The following is a 20,354-nucleotide window of genomic DNA, read 5'->3' on the forward strand; positions in this document are numbered from 1 at the left end:
GGTGTAATTAAAAGTGGTTAAACATTAATGCTAAGGATTCTAGGGTTTTCTATCATTGGTTGCAGTGTCTTGCAAAGACGACACACCAACTTCAGTCTTTTCAAGGTCTTGTAAGATACCTCGAAAAACTATATTGGGATCACGCCCAGCAACTAATGCTTTAAGTGTTTTAGAGTGAAACTCACGACGGTAAAGCACCGCAACAACAGCAACAGTTGAAAAAATCAATACCAACGGGTGTAAAAACCAGCCCAATAATGCTAAACCAAAATAATAGGCTCTTAGACCATAATTAAATTGATTGGCGGCTAGGTCGATAACATTTGCCGCTTGAATAGCAAAGGCACTTCTAGCCCCAGGAGTAATGCTTTTTTCACTAGGCAAGGGCGCACTCGCAATTAAAATCGCACAAAAATTGTACTGACGCATCGACCAGCTAAAGGTAAAAAAAGCATAGATAAAAATACTAATCAGCAGCAATAACTTAATTTCTATGCCTAACTCGGTGGGTGCTAACATTGCAAAAGGTAGCGCGGTCATAATAGCTAAAACTTTTTCTGTTGCGCCTAATAAGCTAAATAAAGCCGCCAAAATCAGTAATGAACTGGATGCAAAAAAAGCCCCGTTACGTTCTAGGTGGGTCATAATGGTTGCATCAGCAATGCGTACTTCTCGATCAACCATACGCTTCATCCAATCATAGCGGTAGCTGTGCATCGTTGCGGCTAAACAACGCTTAGTTCTTAAACGTAAACGGCAATAATAATAGTACCAAGCCCAACACATAAAAAAACAGCCTATAGCTAACCAATCCAAGCAGCTAAAGGCATTTAAAAGACTTATAGGCAAAGCAAACTCCTTAATTTTTTGGTAAAAATAACTTGCGCTTAATATGTTATTATGAGCAATAGCGTATATTTTGTTATACTTAGCTTAACTTTTTCCAATTCTTCCCATTGATCCTGTATGGAAAACTTCCGTGAATAGTCTTAAAACTACCCAACAACCGGTCAAAAACGATAAGCGCCAAGTAATTATTAATGCTGCTTCTGAGTCTTTTCTAGAAAATGGCTATCAAAACACCAGCATGGAAACCATTTCTAGCAAAGCGGGTGTTGCCAAGCAAACGCTTTATAATTACTTTGGTAACAAGGATGCATTGTTTATAGCGGTGGTTGACCAAAAGTGCGATTGCCATAACAACGCCACGATGCGCTCCAATGTCATTAAAAGTGAAAACGTTGAAGATATTTTAAAAAAATACGCCCAAAATAAATTAGCAGACCTTGTTTCAGCAGAAAGTACCGCCATGTTTCGGATGATGATTTCTGAAGCCATTCGCTTTCCAAATTTAGGTGAAATGTTTTTTGCCGCAGGGCTAGAAAAAGACCGTTTACTTTTAGTTGGTTTTTTAACCTTGCAAAACCAAGCAGGCAACCTGACGATTGATGATCCAGAACAAGCCGCTTTATTTTTCCAAGGCGCACTTAATGCTTACTTTCGCCCTAAATTTATTATGACCGGCGAAACACCCAGCAAAGAAGCGATACAGCAGCACATTGACTACTGTATCGAAAAATTCTTAATTCTTTACCGCCCAACTTAATTAACTACTGAACAGGCTTACCCCATAAGTCATGTTCGTCTGCATCGGTGACTTTTACTTGTAAACGCTGCCCCGGTTTTAAGTGAGAAGCGCCTAGCAAGAATATTTGACCATCAATCTCAGGTGCATCGGCTTGGGTACGTGCAGCAGCGCCATCATCACCCACTTCATCCACTAACACTTCTAAGGTCTTACCTATTTTTTGTTGCAGTTTAGCAGCACTGATTTGCGCTTGTTTTTCCATAAAACGGGCTAAGCGTTCTTCTTTAATCTCTTCAGCTACTGGATTAGGAAGCTGATTAGCGCTGGCACCGTCAACGGGCGAATAGGTAAAGCAGCCCACTCTATCTAGTTGTGCTTCATCCAAAAAATCGAGTAGATATTCAAATTGTGCTTCGGTTTCACCCGGAAAACCCACAATGAACGTGGAGCGTAGGGTTATGTCTGGACAAACTTCACGCCAAGATTGAATGCGTTTTAAGGTTTTTTCGCTAGCTGCAGGACGCTTCATGGCACGCAATACATCGGGGTGCGCGTGTTGAAAAGGAATATCTAAGTAAGGCAAAATTTTGTTTTCTGCCATTAACGGCATAATGTCGTCAACGTGTGGATAAGGGTAAACGTAGTGCATACGCACCCAGCTACCTAATTGACCCAACTCTTCGCACAACTCTTTCATGCGCGTTTTAATGGGGCGACCTTGCCAAAAACCAGTACGGTATTTTAAATCTAAGCCATAAGCGCTGGTATCTTGTGATACGACTAGCAGCTCTTGTACGCCAGCACTAACCAAGCGCTCGGCTTCACTTAATACATCCCCAATGGGGCGAGAAACTAAATCGCCACGCAATGAAGGAATAATACAAAAACTACAGCGGTGGTTGCAGCCTTCTGAAATTTTTAAATAAGAATAATGGCGAGGCGTTAACTTAATCCCTTGCGGCGGTAATAAGTCAATGTAAGGGTCATGGTCGATTTTAGGCGGCAAATACTGATGCACAGCCTTGACTACCTGTTCATACTGCTGCGGGCCAGTAACGGCCAATACTTGCGGGTGCAAATCACGAATTAATGCTTCATCAACACCCATGCAGCCAGTCACAATAACGCGACCATTTTCACTAATCGCTTCGCCAATGGCTTCTAAAGACTCCGCCTTAGCTGCATCAATAAAACCACAGGTATTGACAACCACTAGGTCAGCATCTTCATAGCTAGGTACTAAATCATAACCTTCGCCACGCAATTGGGTAAGAATGCGCTCAGAATCAACCAATGCCTTGGGGCAACCTAGGCTAACAAAGCCAACTTTATGAGAGGCCGTGCTTAGATGAGTGCTTGAAGCCATAAAAAAATATACTCTGGTGGAATTTAATGCGGCATTCTAACGGTTTGTAGCCACCTAAAACAGTGCTATTTGATCGCTTAAAAAAGAATGCATACCTTGGTGTTATTAACCGTTTCTTGCACCGTCTGTTATTCTGTTAGCCCTTGTTGAACCGATCTTTTGAGGTAATCAATTGTGACTCGTGTATTAATTGTGGATGACCACATTCTGGTAAGAACAGGCATTGAACGAATACTCGCTGACACGGATGGCATTGAAGTGGTTGGGCAAGCAGCGGATGGCGAAGAAGCCATACAAAAAGCCCGTGAACTTAGTCCTAATATAATATTAATGGATGTTAAAATGCCCGGTATTGGTGGCATTGAAGCAACCCGTAAAATCATACGCAATAATACTGCCATCGGTATTATTGGTTTAACCGCTAGCGGGGATGAAACTTTTGTTCAACGCTTATTGCAAGCTGGCGCTAAAGGCTATTTAACAAAAGGGGCAAGTTTTGAAGAAGTAGTTCGCGCCATACGTCACGTTGCTTCTGGGCAGTTTTATGTTGACCCTACTTTAACCAGTGGTTTTATTGTGAGAGATCCAGAAAACAACAACCCCTTTAGCAAGCTTTCAGACCGTGAAATGCAAGTCACTATGATGCTGGTGACTTGTCAAAAGGTACACGAAATTGCTGATAGCTTATTTGTTAGTCCAAGAACTATTAATACCTACCGATATCGAATTTTTGAAAAGCTATCGGTGCGTAATGATGTTGAGCTGACTCACCTAGCCATGCGTCATAAACTGGTTGATGTGACTGATTAACTGATTAATGGGTAAAAAAACAGGTAGAAAAAAGTGTTTGATGCAGCCTTAACCGTGTTTGACCACGCGCCTTTTTTAAAGCAAACCACCCAAGCACCGGGCATTTACCAAATGTTTGCGCTCGACGGTAAAATTCTTTACGTTGGTAAGGCGAAAAATTTAAAAAAACGCCTTGCAAGCTACTTTCGTAGCACGGGTTTAGCACCCAAAACAAAAGCGTTGGTCAGCCGTATTTATAAAATTGAAGTAACGGTTACACAAACTGAAATTGAAGCACTGCTACTGGAACAAAATTTAATAAAAGCACTAAAGCCACCATTTAATATCTTGTTACGCGATGATAAATCCTACCCGTTCTTACGCTTTTCAACCCATGCTTGGCCGGCTTTAAGTATTAGGCACGCTAGGCATCAGCGCGGTTCAGGGCAATGGTTTGGCCCTTACCCCAGCGCATCTAGCGTAAAGGACACGCTACAATTGCTTTATAAGGTATTTTTACTGCGCCAATGTGATGACACGACCTTTAGCAATCGTAGCCGCCCTTGTTTACAATACCAAATTAAGCGCTGCTCTGCGCCTTGTACGGGCGAAATAAGCGCAGCAGACTATACTGAAGATTTACGCCATGCCAAGTTGCTGCTTGAAGGTAAAAGCCAGCAAGTTACCAATGCATTAGCAGAAAAAATGGACGCGGCGGCGGCGGAATTAGCCTTTGAAAAAGCCAGCCATTACCGCGACCAAATTCAACAGTTAAGGCAATTACAAACGCAGCAAGACGTTGACACGGGTGTAGGTGAAGTGGATGTTTTTGGCTTAGTTTCGTCAGAAGGCAATAGCAGTATTAGCTTATTACAGCTTCGCCAAGGGCGATTAATCAGTACACGTCATTTCAATTTTAAAAATCCTTTAGATGAAACCGACAGCGCTACCTTGACCGCTTTTGTTGCCCAGTATTATTTAACTCGCACATCTTTGCCACCAGCAATAGAAATTTTGTTAAGCCATGAACTCGAAGAAAGCCAAGTTATTCAAGCCGCTTTACAAGAACGTTTTGGTTTTAAGTCGCGCCTTGCACACAAGGTACGCAGCCAAAGAGCGCGTTGGTTAAAGTTAGCGCTAACCAATGCAAGCCAGCAGTTATTAAGCCATGTTAATAAATCCAGCCAACAGCAACAGCGTATGCAAGCCTTAAAAGAAGCGTTAGGTTTTAGCCAGCCTATTCAACGTATGGAATGTTTTGATATTAGCCATAGTCACGGTGAAGCAACCGTTGCTTCTTGCGTGGTATTTGATGCTGAAGGACCACTCAAACAAGATTATCGGCGCTTTAATATAGCAGGCATTACTGGCGGCGATGACTATGCTGCCATGCGTCAAGCACTAGAAAGGCGCTATAAAAGAGTTAAAGCTGGTGAAGTAACCCTACCCGATTTACTGCTTGTTGATGGGGGTAAAGGTCAGCTAAATGCTGCTAAAGCCATTCTTGAGTCACTTGATTTAACTAACATTCATCTTTTAGGTGTTGCCAAAGGTACAACAAGAAAAGCAGGTTTAGAGACGTTGTTTTTAGAAACGATTGATAACCAACTAGCGTTACCTGAGCATTCGCCCGCCTTGCATTTAATTCAACAGATACGCGATGAAGCGCATCGCTTTGCTATTACTGGACACCGCCAGCGCCGTGATAAAACACGCACAACGTCTGGCTTAGAAAGCATCGCTGGTGTAGGGCCTAAACGCCGCCAAGCTTTATTGCGTTATTTTGGTGGGCTTAAAGCCATTGCCGAAGCCAGTATTGAAGCTTTATGCCAAGTTGATGGCATAAACCGCGCACTGGCTGAAACGATTCATGCTACCCTTCACAACCATTAAATGTAGTTTTAAACGCTAAACCCAGTTTTTTTCAGAACTTAATTTTTAAGAGCCTAAGCCATGAACTTTCCAACTTTTTTAACGCTGCTGCGTATTTTAGTGATTCCATTGTTAGTTGCGATTTATTATTTACCTTTAGAAAGTAAATACCTTATTTGTGCAGGAATTTTTGGTGCAGCAGCACTCACCGATTGGTTAGATGGCTTTTTAGCCCGTCGCTGGAATCAAATGACCCCTTTTGGTGCTTTTTTAGACCCCGTTGCAGATAAATTAATGGTGGCGGTGGCATTGGGGGTTTTAATTGAAGCTTATGCCAACTGGTGGTTAACATTACCGGCGCTGGTCATTATTGGCCGAGAAATTGTAATATCTGCATTGCGTGAATGGATGGCTGAAATAGGAAAAAGCGCTAATGTTGCGGTAAGCTGGATTGGCAAAGTGAAAACAACCTTCCAAATGTTATCTATCTTTTTGTTATTATTAGCACCGCCTGGGCAGCTGATCTCTTGGGCCGGCATCGCTATGTTATACGTTGCAGCACTGCTGACCTTATGGTCTATGTACAATTACTTGTTAGCAGCCAAACCTTACCTTTTACCTAAAACCGATCAGTGATTTTTGTAAGCCATTGCTAAGATAGCCTTTTTTTCAATAAAGTTTAGAAAACCTATTGACAAGAAAAAAAATCTGCCTATAATGTGCAACCAGATCAGCGGGAATAGCTCAGTGGTAGAGCACAACCTTGCCAAGGTTGGGGTCGAGAGTTCGAATCTCTTTTCCCGCTCCAAAGTTTTAAAGCTGAAACTAAGAAAAGTGGCTGGATGGCAGAGTGGTCATGCAGCGGATTGCAAATCCGTCAACGCCGGTTCGATTCCGACTCTAGCCTCCAATTAGTTTCAGTAGTAAGCCTAGTAAAGTAAGTGTTAGTTTAGTAAATGCCCGGATGGTGGAATCGGTAGACACAAGGGATTTAAAATCCCTCGCTCATAGAGTGTGCGAGTTCAAGTCTCGCTCCGGGCACCACTAAAAAATAGCTTACATACCAAAGACAAATAAAACACTTAATTGTGTTTTTTTGCGTTTATAATCAAAAATCCAGCCTTAGAAGATAAAGTCTTCTAAGGCTGGCTGGTGTTATTCTGTCAGTTGGAAAGAACTGACGGCTGTTTCTGTAGCCTGTGCTGTTTGCAGTAACTGATCAGTTAGTTTTGAAAGGTGCTCTGTTGAGCCGCGACTGGTATTAGCCATAACCGCTATCTGATTTGCTCTGCTACTGATAGTCTGGCTTTCTTCTGCCTGCTCTTGTGCCAGTGCAGTTAAATTTTCTAGGCTGTCTAATGATTTTTGTGCATCTTCTTTTAATGTTTCTAAGGGGGTTATCAAATTCTGAATTAATACGGCTCCTTTATCCATTCCTGCTTTACCTTCAGTTATTCGCTTAACAGATTCTTTGGTCTGACTGTTAATAACTGAAATAACCTTGTCAATCTGTTCTGTCACTTCACTGGTTCTGCGCGCTAGGTTTCTTACTTCATCGGCTACCACTGCAAAGCCCCGGCCACTTTCACCTGCGCGTGCTGCTTCTATGGATGCATTAAGTGCCAGTAAGTTGGTTTGGTCTGAAATTTCACGAATCAGACCAACTGAACCGGCAACTTCACTTGCACTGTGGGTCAGCTGAATGACTGATTCTGCCGATTCTGCGACCAAGCTGGCGATACGTGTAATTTCTGTTGCTGCTATACCTATATCATCGACACCCTGCTGGGCTAAATCTCTGGCTTTAAGTACCTGATCCCGGGTTGTCTGCAAATCTTTTGCCATTGCACTGGAGCTTTTAGAAGACTGGGTGATGGAGCTTTCTATATCAACAGTTAGCTGGTTCTGGCCTTCTGTATCTACTCTTACGTCTTCTGCACAGTGGCGCATCTGCTCTGCTGCTTGACTAACGGCTCTGGCATTTTTACGAATTCTTTCAACCACACCCAGCAGGTGCTTTCGCATATTAGCCATACTGTTCAGTAATACGCCCAGCTAATCTGACCGACCAGAGGGAACCTTAACACTTAAATCACCTGCGGCTATTCTGTCTGCTGCTGTAACTGCTAGGTTAAGGGGTTTAACAATACTTCTTGTAATGAAGAGCGACATAAGTATGCCCAGTAGCAATGCTCCGATTCCTAATAAAATCATGACATAAACCGATTGCTCTACTGTTGCCAGTGTTTGTTGCTGGCGGGCCTGCATACTGATTCGCTGCTCTTTTGTCAGTTGTTCAGTAAAAGTAAGTAAATCATCTAAGGCTGACCGTGTTTCTCCGGCCATCATTTTTCTTGCTTCAGTAAGCTGTCCCATTTCAAGCGATTCAACCGTTGACTGAAGCTTGTTTTGGTAGATTTCTCTAAGCTGCTCTAATTTTAAAATAACGTCTTGTTGGTTGGGTATTAACTGCTGAAGGCGGACGACTGCTTCATCCAGCTGGGCATTACGGCTATCCATATCTTTGTACAGCGCGATGCGTTGTTCCCGGTGTTCAACTATAAACAGCAGAAGTAAGCGGCTGGCGACACTTTCAGCGTTCAGATTAATGTAGCTGCGAGCAAATTGAATCTAAAACCTCATCGACCGGTTCTGGGCAGTTGCAAGCTTTTAAAGAAAAACGTAGTTAATTTGTTAACCGTTACAGGGAGTGAACTGTGTCCGACCTCAACCTTTCTGCTGTTAACTCTGCTTCGGCCAGGCTCTTGCCTGACCGGGCTGGTATAGGGCTAAAACCCGAACATTTCGAGGCTATTCTTGAAACGCTGCCGGCTATTGGCTTTTTTGAGATTCACGCTGAGAATTATATGGTTGAGGGCGGCCCTTTCCATTTTTATCTTGAACGTATCCGCAAAGATTATCCTTTATCCATTCATGGTGTTGGCTTGTCTATTGGTGGCGCTGCTCCGGTTGATGAACAGCACCTTAATCGTCTTAAACTATTACTGGAGCGTTACCAGCCGGAACTTTTTTCTGAACATTTGGCTTGGTCAACACATCAGGGGCATTTTTTAAATGATCTGTTGCCTGTTCCCTATACTCAGGCAACGCTGGCGAGGGTTTGTGAGCAGATTGACTCTATTCAAAATCGGCTTGGGCGGTCTATGTTGCTGGAAAACCCTGCCACCTACCTTGAATTTTCTGAATCAAGTATGTCTGAAGCAGCATTTATAACAGAAGTTATTAATAAAACAGGCTGTGGTTTGCTGCTTGATATTAATAATGTGTATGTTGCCTGCACTAACCATCAGCGTCATGCGCTTGATTATATTCGTGCCTTGCCTTTAGATGCCGTTGGCGAATTTCATCTGGCGGGTTTTGCAACGGATTATGACAGTGATGGTTCGCTGTTGCTGATTGACAGTCATGATGCTGAAGTTGCGCCGCAGGTCTGGTCTTTGTATCAAGCCGCCCTTGCTCTTACCGGGCCTCGCCCCACTTTGCTGGAGCGTGACGACAATATTCCTTCCTTACCTATCTTGTGTGCTGAAGCTAAGCAGGCGGATCTTTACCTGAGGGCAGCGAGACAGACTAAGGGAGCGTACCATGCATAAATCTTTTTATAATGCTTTACTCAATACTGACTCAGTACTGCCAAAAGGACTGGTCAGTTGGAATAAAACCAATTGTGAACGCCGTTTTGCTGTGTACCGCAATAATGTTGTGGTTTCGCTGATCGATGCACTGGCGGTTAATTTTCCGGTTGTACAACATCTGGTTGGTGAGGTTTTTTTCGGGCTATGGCTCGGGAGTTTGTCAGCCAGTTTCCACCCAAAACACCTGTTATGGCTTTCTATGGTGAAGACTTTGCTGACTTTATTATGGCTTTTCCTCCGGCGGCTTCCATTGCCTATTTAGCTGATATAGCAAAACTTGAATATGCTATTCAGCTGAGTCGTCATAGTGCTGATAGTTTACCATTGGCAACAGCAAAACTGTTGCATCTTATTGAAGATCATCAAGCTATGGCATCGACTGGTTTAAAGCTGGCTGCCTCAGCAGAGGTTATTACTTCGGGTTTTCCAATTGCTTCTATCTGGTACGCGCATCAGGGTAAACCTCCCTTTGATTTAAGCCAAATTCAGCTTGATCAGTCTGAAGCAGTTTTTTTATCCAGGCCAGGTTTGGAAGTTGAGTTACATTCTATTGATCAGGGAACGGCTGAATTTATAACCAAGTTGAACCAGACATTTCCTCTTTTGGCTGCTGCTGAAACAACCCACCCTTTTGATTTAACTGCAGCATTAAAATTACTTATTCAGCAACAGGCGATTATAGGTTTAATCACCGCTTCATTAATAACAACAAAGGTGTCCGATCATGAATTCTATCATTAATGGTTATAGCCACTTTTTATTATTGCTTGAGAAAATTCCATCTTCTTTTATTGCACTGATTGGGCGCTTTTCAATTGCTGCCGTGTTCTGGCAATCCGGACAAACCAAAATAGAAGGTTTTACTATTAATTTGGTGAAAGGGGATTTTAGTTTAGGTTGGCCAAGGTTGGCCGATTCAACCCTTTTTTTGTTTAAAGAGGAATATCAGCTACCTTTAATTGCACCAGAAATTGCCGCTGTTATGGCGACAACTGCTGAACACTTATTTCCTGTACTTTTGCTTTTAGGTTTTGCTACGCGCATTTCTGCCTTATCACTTTTGATTATGACTGGCGTAATACAACTGCTGGTTTATCCTGGTGCTTATGCAACGCATGGTGTCTGGGCTAGTGTGCTTCTTTATTTGCTGGTTTATGGTGCGGGTAAGTTTTCAGTTGATCAGTTGTTTATAAAAAAACAAGCCTGATTTTTATCTCTGAGTTTTTAGCTGAGTATTGCTGAGTGCTTCTAGGCTAAGTGCCATATCATCAGCAACTGCCTGTACCACTTCATTCTCAACATCTCGTTCGGCAAAGGCACGTAACCCCATAATTTCTGCCTGTAACCGTCTGCTTAGCCGAACAGGATCAAGGGTGGTGTCTAGCTCTCCGGCTTCTTGGGCGGCAATAAAGCAGGTGGTAAAAAAAGCTTCCATACTGGCCAGTAAGTTATCGGCTTTTTGCCTAGAGCCTTGCTCCTGATAACTGAGTTCTAACAAGCTTTTTACCAGCATACAGGCACAACTGGGTAAATCCTGATCCCGCAGGCCGCCCAGCCCGCGTATAAAGGCGGTTAGTCCTGATAAGGGTGAATCAAAGGATGCTAGGTGGTGTTTTAATTCCTGTAGGCTTTGTTGGGCATAGCGCTCTAGGGCTTCCTGAAAAAGCCCTTCTTTACTGCCAAAGGCGGCATAAATACTGCCCGGTCGCATATCAAGTGCTTTTTCTATGTCTTTTAGTGAGGTGGCGTGAAAGCCTTTCCTCCAGAATAGCTGAAGCGCTTTTTCTAGTGAATCTTGGCGATTATGGTTGCTGGTTCGTGCCATATTGATTAAGTCTGCTTTATCTGTTGGGATGCCGCGCCAACTTTATATTGATCGATCACTCAGGTAAAGCCCAAGTGGTTAACAAGTTAAGGAGAAATAATATAAAAAACTCAACGCCTTGCTAAATTTCTTTTAGCTGGTTTTTTTCTAACTTAAACATAGCCCAAAGCCCAGCCACAGGCCCTGGCAGTAGAAAAAACAAAACCCAAAGCTCCATGCTAGGCCAAAAGCTTGTTACCAAAGCAATAGCAGGTAGCGTTAAGCTAAAACCTATTGCATTCATCATAGCCAGTGCAGAACCTAGGTGTTCTTTAGGCGCATTGGCAGAAGCTAAAGCAGAAAACTGAGGAGAGTCGGCAATGACTGTAAAGCCCCACAAGGCTAACAAAGTTAATAACACCCAAGGCGGTAATTGCCCCAAAAAAGGGTAAAGTAAACAAATCAAACCCGATGCCATTAACATACTTTTAGCAACACCTAAGCTGCCAGTAGAACGACTAATAAAACCACCAACAACACATCCAAACAAACCAAGCCCAATAACCCCAAAAGCTAGCCAGCTAATCCAAAACGGCTCTGCATTTAGGCGTGAGATTTCTCGCCCAACTAAAAAAGGTACTAGCGTCCAAAAGGCGTATAACTCCCAGCTGTGACCAAAATAACCTGCTGAAATTTTACGAAAGCGCTTATCTTTCCAAGCGGTTAATCCTTGTAAGGGTGAAACACCGTAGCTGCGCCTTGGTAATTCGCGGCCTTCACCTAACAAAAATATTAAACCAGCGGCAATCACAGCAAGTAAAGAAGCCAGTAAAAGTGTATATTGCCAGTTCAGACTAGGCGTAGCTGCTCTAAGCAAATGAGGAAAAGCTGTTCCCAGTGTTAACATGCCCACCAGCCAACCTAAAGCCCGCCCAGCGTATTGTGGTGTCCAACTAATAACCAACTTCATTCCTATGGGATAAATGCCAGCCAAACAAAGCCCCGTTAGAAAGCGAAATAAAAGCGCTAGGCTGAACGTATCTGCAATCACAATAAACAAGGCATTACTTAAAGCGCCCAACAAAGCTGCTAGGGTAAATACACGACTGGCTGGATAACGGTCGGCCAAACCACTAACAGCTAGCAAAAGCGTACCAGTGATAAAGCCAAACTGCACCGCTAGTGTTAAATGCCCCAACCCCGCTTCAGTTAAGCCAATGTGTTCGGTCAGATTAAAAGCCACACTATTAATACTAAACCAGAGAGACGTACCAAAAAGCTGAGCTAGCACTATGACCGTTAAAGGGTAATTTTTAAGTAGCTGCTTCATAGAGATAACCTTTTTATTCTAATTTCCAGTAAGGCTACTCCAAACTAGTGCGACGGGTAAGTATTGCATTAATTCATGGAAGAAGTGCTGTATGGGTATTTGTTGAGGATATTTTCAAATAATCAAAACCCAAAAAAAAGACCTACGCCTAGTTGGTGTAAGTCTTTGATTTTACTAGTTTTATTGGTCGGAGTGATAGGATTCGAACCTACTACCCCTTGCACCCCATCTACTTAATAACTATATTCTATTAGACGCTAATAAACCCTGCTGGCATAGTATAGCCCATGTATTTAAAGGGCTTTAGGTTGTTTTAGTGTCTAGTACTGTTTAGTGGCATTTAATGTTATCTAGTGTTTCTGTATAGTCTGGTGTCTAGTCTAGAAATTGAGTTTATTTTTAAGGTAGGGGTAGTTTTTATGGCTACAAGATATCCGGCGCAAGATAAAAAAACAGGTGTAGCACGAAAAAATTGGTCTGCTACTGAATTAAAAAACATACCTCAATCATGGAAAGGCGACCATCTGAATGACGGTGGTGGTTTGCGTGGGCATGTGCGTGTAAATAAGCAAGGCGAGGTTACCGTCAACTTTCAGTATTCATTTCGCTTTGATGGTAAAACTCGTTGGTTTTATTGTGGCACTTTTCCAGAGGTCACAATTAGTGATATTAGAAAAAAAAGGGATAGAGCCAAAGCTTTAGTTGCTGAAGGTGTTAATCCGACGGAAATGCGTCAAGCAGAGCGCATAGAGAAGCAAGAAGCTATCTCAAAAACTATTGCAGAAGATAAAAAGAAGCGGGCAGTGGCTTTAACCGTGGCAGATTTGTTTAAGGAGTGGACAAGTTCACCTAGTGGAGTGATGCGCCAAGATGGTAATGACGCATTACGCAAACAATTTAACAAGGATGTACTATCTCGTATTGGTGAGACTAAAGTCAGCAGCTTGACAGATAACGACATTCTTAAAATGCTTCGAGCAATTAAAGATCGAGCACCTGTAAAAGATGACCCCCAGCGTGGGCTTAATAGAACAATAGACGTTATTTTTAGTGATTTATCACAAATGCTTAGGTGGGGCGAAAAACGACAGCCGTGGCGTAGACTAATGATTGAAGGTAATCCGATAGATTTAATTAATAGTGAGCAGGTGAAGCGCATTCAAGATGAGGATTATCAGGAAGTTAGAGAACGCATTTTAAGTGAAGATGAAATCAGGGAATTAAAGTTTATTTTTAATAAACTAGAAACTGACTACCAAAGTATCCCAGCAGGTAAAAAGTATGGCAACCCTAGACCAGTAAGTAGCCGTGTTCAATGTGCTGTATGGTTATGTTTAAGTAATTTATGCCGTATTGGTGAGCTGCTTCAAAGCAGGTGGGAGCATATCGACCTAGATGCTGGCACTTGGTTTATTCCAGCCGCAAATACAAAAGGACTCAGGGGTAAACGTAGAGATCATCGCATAACCTTATCGAATTTTGCTGTTACTCAATTTAAGCGCCTTAAGGGAGAAACAGGGGATTCAGAATTCTGCTTTCCATCTAGCAATAAGCTTAATTATGTTTGCGTAAAAACTGTTAGTAAGCAAGTAGGTGATAGGCAAGCCATGTTCAAGAATCGAGCCAAGCCACTTACTGGCAGACACCACAATAACGACCTAGTGTTATCTGCTGGCAATAATGGCGAATGGACACCTCACGACTTGCGACGCACAGGAGCAACAATGATGCAAAAGCTTGGCGTTCCACCTGAGATTATCGACCGCTGCCAAAATCACGTTATAGAAACCAAAAGTAAAACAAGAAAAAACTACCAGCACTACGACTATACAAAAGAAAAAGCTGAGGCTTGGCGCTTATGGGGTGATTACTTGGACGTGCTTTTAAAGTAAGCGTAACAACAACCCCACCTATTTAATCTAGCGACAACTATCTTGGCCGGTTTTTGTTGCTTAAAGTTTGATTGCCCAGGGCAGCAGATGGTCAAGTTTATCGTTTTCTTTGCAGTGCGGTAGTTGCTCAAACAAGGCCGTTAAGTAAGCACTAGGTTGGATGCCATTGGCTTTGGCTGCTTCAATTAAACTGTAGAGTAGGCACTGGCACGAGCACCACTTCGGGTGTTGGAGAAGAGCCAGTTTTTCCTGCCAATCACGAAGGGTTTAATTGCTCGTTCTGCACGATTGTTGTCGATAGCGGCTTCACCTTGTTCAAGGTAAACCTGCAACTTATCCCATTGGTTTAATGTGTACTGAACGGTAGTGCCGATCACAAGAAAAACTTACTCAACTTAGAGAAGTATATACTGAGCTTTTTAACTTGAGAATAAAAGCAGCTACACCAAGCGCCCTAATGGTGAATGATCTTCCGGTTTGGAGTTGGAGGTGTCATGCTTTAGGAGGTTATCAGTTTTGAAATAATCATAATCAGTCCTCGATAATTCTGTCGACATTTAGAGCATGAAGCCAAACTCAAAGAACCCCATTAAATCTGATAGCTCGCCTCTAGTTTGCTCAATGCCTTTAGCAGTGAATCGCCACTGGGCATTAATTATCTCAGCACGGCTTTTTTCTTCTGGCAAATCTTCGACAATTCGTATGCTGACCAATGCTTCTGTTATCGGCTCGTCAGGTTCTTCGCCATCATCTTGATCCGATTGGTAATCCACAGACGCATAGGTGTTTTCACCTACTTTTTTACCTGACAAAAAAATGTGCTGTGGTAAATCACTAAAACTTCTAATCACTCCAATCGGCTTAACCCCATTAGCCTCATCCTCCTCATCAATAGATTGAAAACGCTCTACCAGGGTCGTTAAAGTTTCGTAATCCATATTCATAAGTCACCTCAAAATTATACTTATTAATCTTAAGAAAGCTTTGTTCCGTGTAAACAGTATAAGAACAGAAAGCAAATAGCTGCAATAGCTAACGGTGGACAATGGAAGAGGGGCGGGAGAGTTTTCTGTATTAGTGATGTTTTAAGTTAATAACGCTAGGCGTTACTATTTAGTCATGATCATTTCATTTAAGTGTAAGGAAACTGAAAAGCTAGCAAACGAACACAGTCTCAGGCACTTCATGAATTTTAAGCGGGTTGCCTTGAGGAAAACCCGGCAGCTCCAAGCCAGCTGGGTTGTCTTAAAGTACCGCCCGGAAATATGTTGGAGCCATTATACGATGACCGCCAAGGTCAGCACAGTATTCTAATCAACAGGCAGTTCCATATTTGCTTCCGCTGAACCAAAGCTGGTGCGGTAGATGTTGAAATTGTTGACTACCATTAGGAGGTAACTTATGCGCAATATTGATGCTGTAACAGCAGGTGAGTTACTGAAGGAAGAATTTCTTGAGCCGATGGGTATTTCCCAATACATACCGCTTGGCTAAAGAGATTGGAGTGCCTGCTCAGAGGATCGGCCAGATTGTTACAGGGAAGCGTTCGATAACCGCAGATACCGATCTACGATTCTGTTGTTTCTTTGGTTTATCAAAGGCTATTGGTTATAGTCAATCTCTTTTTTTCCTTTGATGCCTAACCTTCTTGTTATTCGCTTTCCACCACGTGCAGTTAAATTAAATCCTACCGGGATCTGAGTTGACGCACCAGAGTTGTATTTTTTAGCCGCTTCTCTTAGCTCTAATGTAGCACCTAGCCGTTCTAGTACCTCATAAACCAATTGGTTTCCTGATAGCAAACTTTTCATTGCTTTAACATAAACACCATACCCAAGCCGATATAATCTCCCTTCACTACATAACGCTGATAGGCAGCGAGTAATATGACTGGCACTAGCACTTATAATGTTATCAAAATCAGAACGCAGAAAAACGCTGCTGTCATTTTGGTCGATAAAGTTTTTCATTTGTGTTTTGGTCTTAGAGGTTCTAGCCATAAAACTCACCATATTATCAGTGTACTATTTCTAGCATGCTTGGCATGGGATTAACACATTCACAAAATATAAAAGTGTCTAGTAGTTTAGGGGAAGTTCAGGGGGGATTTGAATTAGTTTTAGGTTTCGGCATGAGTGGTCAATTCCAGCTTTGGTATTGAATTGATTATAGGCCTACAATCCAAATGCGTGAACCGCACCGTAGGAAGGTTTTGTTTCTTTTTTTAGCGTTTCTTCAGTGTCTTTTTTTGGAAATAAAACCATGCTTATAAATGGTATAGATGAGTATTAGCCACCAAAAACTTGGTGGAAATGTGCATGCTTTCGCAGGTGTTAAAAACTAGCTTACTATATTCATAGCCGCTCAATTTAAGCAGTAAATCGTCAGATCTAGTTACTCTGAAGCCTTAGATCTGCTAAGAAATTTAGCTTTTATAGCTATGCTTTCGCAGGTATGAGTAACTAGCTTACTATATTAATAGCTACTTAATTTAAGCGGCAAAGCACCAAACTTGGTAGTTGTAGACGACGAATCTGAAGACCACCAAGTTCGGCTTAACTTAAAGACATAAGCGTTACACCTGAATCTTTTTATGGATTTTAGTTAGCGCTAAAATCTAACTCTAGGATAACCTCTAATCAATTTTTTGTAAATATTGATTAGAGGTGACAGGTGTATAGCTAGGTCCAGATTTTGGGTTTACTATGAAAAAATACTTAAAAGACGATATCGATAACGCAGTACGCATTATGCGTATGGGAGAGGTTGTTAAAAAAACAGGTTACAGCCGTTCCAGCATTTATGCACTGATGGCAGAGGGTGATTTTCCAAAAAACGTAAAACTGGGCCTACGCGCTGTAGGCTGGAGTTCACATGAGGTGCAGGCCTGGGTTAACGAAAAACTAGCAGGGGGCGCATAAAATGGACAAAAAATCCAGCCACCCCCCTAGCAGCCAGCACAATTTGCATCGTAATTATTGCGGCACTAACCCAGCTGATGTCGGGCTTGCTATGACCAAGCGTTTAGCAGTGATTACAGCAAACATTCCTGACAGTATGCAGCTCTATGATCAGTGGGTATTGTGGAAGCAAGAACATAGAGACAACAAACCAACAAAAATACCCTATAGCCCAAAAACTAAATGCCGAGCTTCATCCGTCAACCCTGAAACTTGGTCGAGTTTTAACGATGCTTTTGCAGAGTATGAGAAAGGCGAATTTGATGGTATCGGCTTTGTTTTTACCAAGAATGACCCTTTTACTTTTGTCGATTTTGACCGGTGCCTAAATGAAGAGTGGGCCCTTAACATAATAAAGGAGCTAGATAGTTTTACCGAGCTTAGCCCTAGTGGTAATGGTTATCATGTAATTGTGGAGGCAAAAAAGCCCGTGGGGATGAGCTGCAAGTCAAAAAAAGTCCATAACAGCAAGTTAGAGGTTTACGACAGAGGGCGCTATGCAACTTTTACAGGTCATAGGCTAGAGCAGTACCCCAACGAAGTGCAAAAGCGCCAAGCGCAACTAGAAGCGACTTGTGCGCCTTTACTCCCACCTAAAGCCACTGCTAGTAAGTTTGATAATGAGCTACTGGATACCATGTTCAGGGTATGCAAAGACAGTCAAAACCTGTTTAACGGTATCGGTTCAGATGATGCGAGCACCAACGACCTAGCCTTATGTAATCACCTAGCTTTTATTACAGGTAAAGATGCTGGTGCAATGGATAGATTATTCAGGCAATCGGCTTTAATGCGCGCTAAGTGGGATGAAAAGCGAGGGGCTGATACCTACGGGAATATGACGCTAAACAAATCCACAGAAAGCACATATAACACCTACACGGGTGCGGTTGGTGCTGCTGCCGCACCCTTTTTAAATGGTGAAGCTGAAAATAATTCTTATGTGGAGGCCGACACTAGTGCCAGCGCACAGCAGATTATCAACCAAATTAAAGCGACGCAATTAAATACCGTTAGCCAGCTCATAAAAGCCAATCAGGGTGAGGCTGTTATTAGTGACTTTAATAATTCCATTCAAAAAGTAATTGAGCGCATTAGTAAAAGTCATAACTTGGGTGAAGAAAAAGAGCGCTTTTTAAGTTTTGCCAATCTGATGAACTTGCCTCCACAAGATTGGCTTATAAGGGATTTATTGCCAGCCAATGGGATTGGCTTGCTAATCGGTGCTAGCGGCGGCGGTAAAACGTTCTTAACTCTTTATTTGCTGGCAATGATTAGCCAGGGACGTGACTTTTTAGGAATGAGCAGTAGAAAGACTCCAGTTATTTATTTGGGCCTAGAAGGTGGTTCAGGTATCAAAAACAGAATGCTCGCTATCCAAAAGTACTACAACCTTACCCCAGACAGCAATTTTAGCTTTATTTTAGAGAGTGGCTTCAACCTTGCTAATGAGTCTAGCTGTATTGAGTTTGCTCAAGATGCAGTTAAGAAAATTAGTAAAGGTTGCGTTATATGTATCGACACGCTTAACCAAGCGTCAGCAGGGACAGATGAAAACAGCGGTAAAGATATGGGTTTAATTATCCAAGGATTACAGACAATTCAAGCGATCACGGGTGGGTTAGTTTTAGCAGTGCATCATTTAGGAAAAGATCGCTCTAAGGGAGCTAGAGGTCATAGCAGTTTATATGCTGCTTGTGACGTTGTGCTTGCTGCTACCAAATCATCAACAGGGGAAGAGGGCTGGTTAAGCACTTCAGCTCAAAATGGTGGCAAATCAAAAGACGCCTTGCCAGTCAGCAAGCCTTACAAGCTTTCACAGGTCGAACTTGACACAAAGACACCTGAGGGACACATCGTGGCTAGCGCTGTTGCAATCCTAGGTGTTGGAGGCGCTAAAGGTAAGGGGCTTACAGGGCGAGCTAAAGAAGCTGAGAATGCTTATATAAAATGCTTGAACAATGGAAAGGGCGAATTTACAAGCGGTAAGTTTTTAGGAATAAGCCAAACAGACTGGAAAAGCGAATTTGTAAAAAGAGTCATTGTTAGCCCGAAAGACACCTCAGACAGAGGAATGGCGGTTGCCAAAAGCAGTGCTTTTACTAATGCCATAAAAGGCTTAAAGGGTAAAAAACTACTTACCCAAGATGAAGATAACTTAATGATTTTGCACACGAATGACGTTAGCAGAATAGCAAACGAAGTGACTCAAAAAGCAGCGTAAAAACAGGCTAAAAAAGTGTTTGTATTATTTTGGAAATAATACAGAAATCACACTAAAAGTAAGCGGCTTTATTATCTGTATTATTATTGGATTAATACAGCTGCAAGCCAGCCAGGGCAAAGCTTCCACAGTTTTAGAATTGCTTTGTATTATTTGTATTATCAGAAGAATAATACAGAAGAGCCTACGCGTTTTGGTCATGTATTATCTGTATTACCCCCTCTCCTCTATAGGGGGAATACATAATACAACCAAGGCAAGCGGTTTGTTTGAATTTGTTATTTTGTGTGGGAGTAAAGACACCCCAGTCAACTTGGTAGATGGATCGACACTCAAGTGGATGCTTGTCGTTTTGGTAAGGGTGAGCATTACCCCAATGGTCGCAGATTGTGAAGTGCTGCTGTTGCAATTGGCACCCTGATCGCATTACTACCGCTTCAGAGCCCCTCGTGGTTAAAAAGGGTGTTGTGTTCTCGACAATTAGCTCAGTTTAGAAGGTAAGCAGTAAAAACTTGCCTATATAGGTCTTGAGGCAATTAGCTTCAAAAACCAAGGAAAGAACGACAAGGAGAGCAAAATCTTTCATGGCATAAATCCTTTTATTAATTTGTAACATGGGTCAAAGTTACACTAACAGTTCTGTCTGATCAACTTTTGTGTGCAACGATCCACAGCGTGCCCCGTAAATTTCTGGTTAATAATGCGACTCTTTACCCCGCATTATTCATGAGACTGTGAATCAGCCTCTCCGAACCGCTGTTTGACCCTGCTACCAGCGACCCTATGTTTTGATACTCATTTTTTACTGAGCTTACTGGCCTTTTTAACTGATTTTTTGTCACTTTCCAGCTTTCCTGAGCCTGATTTTCGACT

The 20,354-nt window shown here is 42.4% G+C and carries 19 protein-coding genes, 3 tRNA genes and 2 pseudogenes; 14 read left to right on the top strand and 10 right to left on the bottom strand.

What is annotated here, in order from left to right:
- Positions 1 to 39: 39 nt before the first annotated feature.
- Positions 40 to 849 (bottom strand): DUF599 domain-containing protein, encoded by an 810-nt coding sequence (locus VJY63_RS09810; RefSeq protein ID WP_324050390.1) that lies wholly within the window; start codon positions 847 to 849, stop codon positions 40 to 42.
- A gap of 130 nt (positions 850 to 979) precedes the next feature.
- On the opposite strand from VJY63_RS09810, the gene VJY63_RS09815 reads away from it, so the two are divergent.
- On the top strand, positions 980 to 1,606 hold the full coding sequence (locus tag VJY63_RS09815; RefSeq protein WP_324050392.1) for a TetR/AcrR family transcriptional regulator: 627 nt from the start codon (positions 980 to 982) through the stop codon (positions 1,604 to 1,606).
- A 4-nt stretch (positions 1,607 to 1,610) separates the two neighbouring features.
- On the opposite strand, the gene rimO is transcribed toward VJY63_RS09815, so the two are convergent.
- On the bottom strand, positions 1,611 to 2,954 hold the full coding sequence (gene rimO / locus VJY63_RS09820) for a 30S ribosomal protein S12 methylthiotransferase RimO (protein ID WP_324050394.1): 1,344 nt from the start codon (positions 2,952 to 2,954) through the stop codon (positions 1,611 to 1,613).
- Between the two features lie 174 nt (positions 2,955 to 3,128).
- On the opposite strand from rimO, the gene VJY63_RS09825 reads away from it, so the two are divergent.
- The 6 genes from VJY63_RS09825 to VJY63_RS09850 all read left to right on the top strand — a co-directional run bounded on the left by VJY63_RS09825 (position 3,129) and on the right by VJY63_RS09850 (position 6,659).
- The gene (locus VJY63_RS09825; RefSeq protein WP_324050396.1) at positions 3,129 to 3,764 is read left to right on the top strand and encodes a response regulator; all 636 of its coding nucleotides are present in this window, start codon (positions 3,129 to 3,131) and stop codon (positions 3,762 to 3,764) included.
- Positions 3,765 to 3,797: 33 nt separating this feature from the next.
- Positions 3,798 to 5,636 (top strand): excinuclease ABC subunit UvrC, encoded by a 1,839-nt coding sequence (gene uvrC, locus VJY63_RS09830; protein ID WP_324050398.1) that lies wholly within the window; start codon positions 3,798 to 3,800, stop codon positions 5,634 to 5,636.
- A 60-nt stretch (positions 5,637 to 5,696) separates the two neighbouring features.
- Positions 5,697 to 6,251: a CDP-diacylglycerol--glycerol-3-phosphate 3-phosphatidyltransferase gene (pgsA, locus tag VJY63_RS09835; RefSeq protein ID WP_324050400.1), complete on the top strand. Its 555-nt coding sequence runs from the start codon at positions 5,697 to 5,699 to the stop codon at positions 6,249 to 6,251.
- 97 nt (positions 6,252 to 6,348) lie between these two features.
- A tRNA-Gly gene (locus VJY63_RS09840) sits at positions 6,349 to 6,423 on the top strand.
- 28 nt (positions 6,424 to 6,451) lie between these two features.
- Positions 6,452 to 6,525: transfer RNA gene (locus VJY63_RS09845), tRNA-Cys, on the top strand.
- 48 nt (positions 6,526 to 6,573) lie between these two features.
- Positions 6,574 to 6,659 (top strand) — tRNA-Leu (locus VJY63_RS09850).
- A gap of 111 nt (positions 6,660 to 6,770) precedes the next feature.
- On the opposite strand, the gene VJY63_RS09855 is transcribed toward VJY63_RS09850, so the two are convergent.
- Together VJY63_RS09855 and VJY63_RS09860 are read right to left on the bottom strand one after the other, a co-directional pair.
- Positions 6,771 to 7,649, bottom strand: coding sequence for a methyl-accepting chemotaxis protein (locus tag VJY63_RS09855; protein WP_324050402.1), 879 nt, complete (start codon positions 7,647 to 7,649; stop codon positions 6,771 to 6,773).
- A gap of 21 nt (positions 7,650 to 7,670) precedes the next feature.
- A complete protein-coding gene (locus VJY63_RS09860) occupies positions 7,671 to 8,135 on the bottom strand; it encodes a HAMP domain-containing protein (protein ID WP_324050404.1) in 465 nt (154 codons plus the stop codon).
- A 197-nt stretch (positions 8,136 to 8,332) separates the two neighbouring features.
- Between VJY63_RS09860 and VJY63_RS09865 the strand changes: the two genes are divergently transcribed.
- From VJY63_RS09865 to VJY63_RS09880, 4 genes and pseudogenes are all read left to right on the top strand, one after another.
- Positions 8,333 to 9,229, top strand: a complete 897-nt coding sequence (locus tag VJY63_RS09865) for a DUF692 domain-containing protein (RefSeq protein ID WP_324050406.1) — start codon at positions 8,333 to 8,335, stop codon at positions 9,227 to 9,229.
- Positions 9,222 to 9,436, top strand: a pseudogene (locus tag VJY63_RS09870) (DNA-binding domain-containing protein); the annotation flags it as partial. The gene VJY63_RS09865 and the pseudogene VJY63_RS09870, both read left to right, overlap by 8 nt.
- Positions 9,437 to 9,496: 60 nt before the next feature.
- Positions 9,497 to 10,012 carry a hypothetical protein gene (locus tag VJY63_RS09875; protein ID WP_324050409.1) on the top strand — a complete coding sequence of 172 codons (516 nt, stop codon included), beginning with the start codon at positions 9,497 to 9,499 and terminating at the stop codon, positions 10,010 to 10,012.
- Entirely contained in the window at positions 9,996 to 10,478 is a 483-nt protein-coding gene (locus VJY63_RS09880; protein ID WP_324050411.1) for a DoxX family protein, read from the top strand. Before VJY63_RS09875 ends, VJY63_RS09880 begins: the two co-directional genes overlap by 17 nt.
- Positions 10,479 to 10,481: 3 nt before the next feature.
- On the opposite strand, the gene VJY63_RS09885 is transcribed toward VJY63_RS09880, so the two are convergent.
- On the bottom strand, positions 10,482 to 11,096 hold the full coding sequence (locus tag VJY63_RS09885) for a TetR/AcrR family transcriptional regulator (RefSeq protein ID WP_324050413.1): 615 nt from the start codon (positions 11,094 to 11,096) through the stop codon (positions 10,482 to 10,484).
- Between the two features lie 121 nt (positions 11,097 to 11,217).
- Positions 11,218 to 12,405, bottom strand: a complete 1,188-nt coding sequence (locus VJY63_RS09890; RefSeq protein WP_324050415.1) for an MFS transporter — start codon at positions 12,403 to 12,405, stop codon at positions 11,218 to 11,220.
- Positions 12,406 to 12,824: 419 nt separating this feature from the next.
- Here VJY63_RS09890 and VJY63_RS09895 point away from each other — a divergent pair, with 419 nt between their 5' ends.
- Positions 12,825 to 14,297, top strand: coding sequence for a tyrosine-type recombinase/integrase (locus VJY63_RS09895; protein WP_324050417.1), 1,473 nt, complete (start codon positions 12,825 to 12,827; stop codon positions 14,295 to 14,297).
- Positions 14,298 to 14,357: 60 nt separating this feature from the next.
- Here VJY63_RS09895 and VJY63_RS11880 read toward each other — a convergent pair whose 3' ends face one another.
- The 4 genes and pseudogenes from VJY63_RS11880 to VJY63_RS09910 form a co-directional block, all read right to left on the bottom strand.
- Positions 14,358 to 14,483, bottom strand: a complete 126-nt coding sequence (locus tag VJY63_RS11880; protein ID WP_414674849.1) for a transposase domain-containing protein — start codon at positions 14,481 to 14,483, stop codon at positions 14,358 to 14,360.
- A pseudogene (locus tag VJY63_RS11885) lies at positions 14,456 to 14,659 on the bottom strand (IS66 family transposase); the annotation flags it as partial. The gene VJY63_RS11880 and the pseudogene VJY63_RS11885, both read right to left, overlap by 28 nt.
- A 195-nt stretch (positions 14,660 to 14,854) precedes the next feature.
- A complete protein-coding gene (locus VJY63_RS09905) occupies positions 14,855 to 15,241 on the bottom strand; it encodes a hypothetical protein (RefSeq protein WP_324050419.1) in 387 nt (128 codons plus the stop codon).
- 657 nt (positions 15,242 to 15,898) lie between these two features.
- Complete coding sequence (locus VJY63_RS09910) at positions 15,899 to 16,297, bottom strand: hypothetical protein (protein ID WP_324050421.1); 399 nt, start codon at positions 16,295 to 16,297, stop codon at positions 15,899 to 15,901.
- A gap of 705 nt (positions 16,298 to 17,002) precedes the next feature.
- Here VJY63_RS09910 and VJY63_RS09915 point away from each other — a divergent pair.
- Complete coding sequence (locus VJY63_RS09915; RefSeq protein ID WP_324050423.1) at positions 17,003 to 17,218, top strand: AlpA family transcriptional regulator; 216 nt, start codon at positions 17,003 to 17,005, stop codon at positions 17,216 to 17,218.
- A 1-nt stretch (position 17,219) separates the two neighbouring features.
- Positions 17,220 to 19,481: an AAA family ATPase gene (locus tag VJY63_RS09920; RefSeq protein WP_324050425.1), complete on the top strand. Its 2,262-nt coding sequence runs from the start codon at positions 17,220 to 17,222 to the stop codon at positions 19,479 to 19,481.
- Positions 19,482 to 20,354 lie beyond the last annotated feature (873 nt).

The sequence above is a fragment of the Marinospirillum sp. genome (assembly GCF_035271045.1).
Taxonomy (GTDB): domain Bacteria; phylum Pseudomonadota; class Gammaproteobacteria; order Pseudomonadales; family Halomonadaceae; genus Marinospirillum.

Coding starts and splice junctions, on each gene's coding strand:
- rimO (WP_324050394.1), bottom strand. CDS start 2,954: ATGGCTTCAAGCACTCATCTAAGCACGGCCTCTCATAAAGTTGGCTTT.
- pgsA (WP_324050400.1), top strand. CDS start 5,697: ATGAACTTTCCAACTTTTTTAACGCTGCTGCGTATTTTAGTGATTCCA.
- VJY63_RS09855 (WP_324050402.1), bottom strand. CDS start 7,649: ATGGCTAATATGCGAAAGCACCTGCTGGGTGTGGTTGAAAGAATTCGT.
- VJY63_RS09860 (WP_324050404.1), bottom strand. CDS start 8,135: ATGGATAGCCGTAATGCCCAGCTGGATGAAGCAGTCGTCCGCCTTCAG.
- VJY63_RS09875 (WP_324050409.1), top strand. CDS start 9,497: ATGGCTTTTCCTCCGGCGGCTTCCATTGCCTATTTAGCTGATATAGCA.
- VJY63_RS09880 (WP_324050411.1), top strand. CDS start 9,996: ATGAATTCTATCATTAATGGTTATAGCCACTTTTTATTATTGCTTGAG.
- VJY63_RS09885 (WP_324050413.1), bottom strand. CDS start 11,096: ATGGCACGAACCAGCAACCATAATCGCCAAGATTCACTAGAAAAAGCG.
- VJY63_RS09890 (WP_324050415.1), bottom strand. CDS start 12,405: ATGAAGCAGCTACTTAAAAATTACCCTTTAACGGTCATAGTGCTAGCT.
- VJY63_RS09895 (WP_324050417.1), top strand. CDS start 12,825: ATGGCTACAAGATATCCGGCGCAAGATAAAAAAACAGGTGTAGCACGA.
- VJY63_RS09905 (WP_324050419.1), bottom strand. CDS start 15,241: ATGAATATGGATTACGAAACTTTAACGACCCTGGTAGAGCGTTTTCAA.
- VJY63_RS09910 (WP_324050421.1), bottom strand. CDS start 16,297: ATGGCTAGAACCTCTAAGACCAAAACACAAATGAAAAACTTTATCGAC.
- VJY63_RS09915 (WP_324050423.1), top strand. CDS start 17,003: ATGAAAAAATACTTAAAAGACGATATCGATAACGCAGTACGCATTATG.
- VJY63_RS09920 (WP_324050425.1), top strand. CDS start 17,220: ATGGACAAAAAATCCAGCCACCCCCCTAGCAGCCAGCACAATTTGCAT.